Origin of the sequence: uncultured Corynebacterium sp. (genome assembly GCF_902782855.1) — a bacterium.
Lineage (GTDB): Bacteria > Actinomycetota > Actinomycetes > Mycobacteriales > Mycobacteriaceae > Corynebacterium.
Genome location: NZ_CACZOO010000341.1, coordinates 1 through 2923 on the forward strand (window position 1 = coordinate 1; position 2923 = coordinate 2923).

The 2923-nt window shown below is 67.8% G+C and carries 3 protein-coding genes; all 3 read right to left on the minus strand.

Translation table 11 applies throughout. The annotated features are described in order from the left end of the window. Positions 1 to 700 (minus strand): glucose-6-phosphate dehydrogenase assembly protein OpcA (locus QZV72_RS13875; protein ID WP_297009251.1); only part of this gene is annotated, 700 nt, incomplete at its 3' end. Further along, positions 697 to 2214 carry a glucose-6-phosphate dehydrogenase gene (gene zwf, locus QZV72_RS13880; RefSeq protein ID WP_297009254.1) on the minus strand — a complete coding sequence of 506 codons (1518 nt, stop codon included), beginning with the start codon at positions 2212 to 2214 and terminating at the stop codon, positions 697 to 699. The genes zwf and QZV72_RS13875, both read right to left, overlap by 4 nt. Then, positions 2211 to 2923, minus strand: a 713-nt coding sequence (tal, locus tag QZV72_RS13885; RefSeq protein ID WP_297009256.1) for a transaldolase, incomplete at its 5' end; no start/stop codon positions are given. The genes tal and zwf, both read right to left, overlap by 4 nt.

A 2923-nucleotide genomic window follows, 5' to 3' on the forward strand; every position in this document is an offset into this window, starting at 1 on the left:
CGAGCCACCCCGCGGCGATGTCCACGGCGGGGTCCTCAGCAGGGCCGGTGATCTCCACACCGGTGACGGTGTCACCGTCGCGCTGATCCAGAGCGCTGGCCAACAGGCCGCGCCACGGGGTGATGCGGCTCCACACGAGGTCGGAGTCACCGGGCGTGTAGCCGATCCGACGACGGAAGATGGCCTTGGTCCCTTTGCCGGCCGCGGCGTCCGAGAAGGAGTCGGTGATCCGGCGGGAGGCCAGTGCCCCCAACGAGTCCCCGGCCGGGTTGCGCGGCGAGGTGAAGGGCCACCAGACGACAACCGGCGTGTCCGGCAGGAGCAGCGGGGTCACGACGGAATCCGCGTGGTCGGCGAGCTCCCCGTGAAGCCGCATGAGGATGACCTCCGCGGCTCCGGCCTCCCCACCGACGTAGAGCTCGGCGTCAAGGTAGACCTCGTCGGTCGTGCGGTCGTGCACGACGACGATGACGCGGGCCGGATGCTCACGTGCCGCCTCATCGGCACCGTGGACGACCGACTCGAGGTCCTCCTCGGAACGGACCGAGACGATGAGGGTGAGGACACGCCCGGTCGCCACTTCACCACGCTGCTCGCGCAGAGCACGCAGCGCGGTCCCGATACGGCGGGTACTGGTTCTGCCCAGGTTCACTCCGCCGTCGAAGAAGACGGGCAGGATCGGTGATTCGGGTGAGGTCACGGTCGCCTCCAGGCACGGTTGTTGCGTCCCAGCATCCGGTCGGCGCCTTCCGGGCCCCAGGTGCCGGCGGGATAGTCTTCCGGGCGGCCCGACCCCGCCCAGTGGTCGAGCACCGGGTCGAGGATCCGCCAGGACTCCTCGACCTCCTCGTTGGTCGGGAAGAGGCTGCCCTCGTCCAGCAGGGCGTCGAGGATCAGCCGCTCATAGGCCTCGGGGGACTGCTCCGTGAACGCCTCCGAGTAGGAGAAGTCCATGTTCACGTCGCGCACGTCCATCGCGGAGCCCGGCACTTTGGAGCCGAAGCGCAGTAGAACGCCCTCATCGGGCTGGACCCTGATGACCAGGGCGTTGTCGCCCTGCGCCTCGGTCTGCCCCTCGGTGAAGGACTGGTGCGGTGCGGACTTGAAGACCAGGGCGATCTCCGTGACGCGGCGTCCGAGACGCTTCCCGGTGCGCAGGTAGAAGGGCACACCCGCCCAACGGCGGGAGTTGATGCCGAAGGTCGCCGCGGCGTAGGTCTCGGTACCGGACTCCGGATCGAAACCGTCCTCCTCGCGCAGGCCGGGCTCGAACGTGGAGCCCTGCCAACCGGCGGTGTACTGGCCGCGGGCCGTGGTCTGGGTGAACGGCCCGACAGCCGTCGTGGCCTTGAGGACCTTCAGCTTCTCCGCCTTGAGTTCACCGGGGGAGAAGGTGACCGGTTCCTCCATCGCCACGAGGGCGAGGAGCTGGAGCAGGTGGTTCTGCATGACGTCCCGGGCAGCACCGATGCCGTCATAGTAGCCGGCGCGTCCGCCCAGACCGATGTCCTCGGCCATGGTGATCTGGACGTGGTCGATGTAGCGGGAGTTGAACAGCGGCTCGAAGATCTGGTTCGCGAAGCGCAGCACCAGGATGTTCTGCACCGTCTCCTTGCCGAGGTAATGGTCGATGCGGAAGACCGAGGACTCGGGGAAGACCGCGTTGACGGTCCTGTTCAGGCTGCGGGCCGACTGCTCGTCATGCCCGAAAGGCTTCTCGATGACGACGCGACGCCACCCGTCGGTGCTGTCGGCGAGACCGGAACGCTCCAGCTGGTTGCAGACATCGGAGAAGTACTGGGGCGGCACCGAGAGGTAGTAGGCCCAGTTCCCGGAGGTGCCGCGTTCGACGTCCATCCGGCGGGTCATCGCGGCGAGATCGTCGAAGGCCTCGTCAGTGACGAAGTCACCTTTCACGAACTGGATCCCGGCGGCGAGCTGGTCCCAGACGGAGTCTCGCCACGGGGTACGCGCCCGGTCGCGCACCGAGGTGAGGACCTCGGCCTCGAACTCCTCCTTGGTCCAGTCGCGACGGCCGTAGCCGATGAGGCTGAATCCGGCGGGCAGCAGACCACGGTTGGCGAGGTCGTAGACGGCGGGCAGCAGCTTCTTGCGGGCGAGGTCGCCGGTGACGCCGAAGATCACCAGGCCACAGGGTCCGGCGATCCTGGGCAGCCGACGGTCTTCGGGGTCCCGCAACGGGTTGACTGTCACAGGCGGGCCCCGATCACGTCGAGGAGGTCGGTCCAGGAACTCACGAACTTCTCAACCCCCTCACGCTCGAGAACGTCGAAAACATCGTCAAGGTCGACATCGACGGTCTCGAGTGCGCGGAACACCTCGGCTGCGGCCTCGGCGGTGCCGGTCAGGGAGTCGCCGGTGATGACGCCGTGGTCGAGGGTGGCGACCAAGGTGTTCTCCGGCATGGTGTTGACGGTGTGCGGGCCGGCGAGTTCGGTGACGTAGAGGGTGTCCGGGTACTCCGGGTTCTTCACTGAGGTGGACGCCCACAGCGGACGCTGCACGTTCGCCCCGGCCGCGGCGAGTTCGCGCCACCTGGAACTGGTGAGAAGCAGGTCGCGGAAGGCGTCGTAGGCGAGGCGGGCGTTGGCCACACCGGCCATGCCCCTGAGGGTGGGGGCGGCGTCCCCGCCGGCCTCGTCGAGCCGCCTGTCGATCTCGGAGTCGACGCGGGAGACGAAGAAGCTGGCCACCGAGTGGATGGTGGACAGGTCGTGCCCGTTCGTCCTCGCCAGCTCGATGCCGGCGAGGAAGGCGTCGATGACCTGACGGTAGCGTGCCACGGAGAAGATGAGGGTGACGTTGACGCTGATGCCGGCACCGAGGACCTCGGTGATCGCAGGGAGACAGATCTCGGTGGCGGGAATCTTGATCATCACGTTCTCGCGCCCGACGCGCTCAC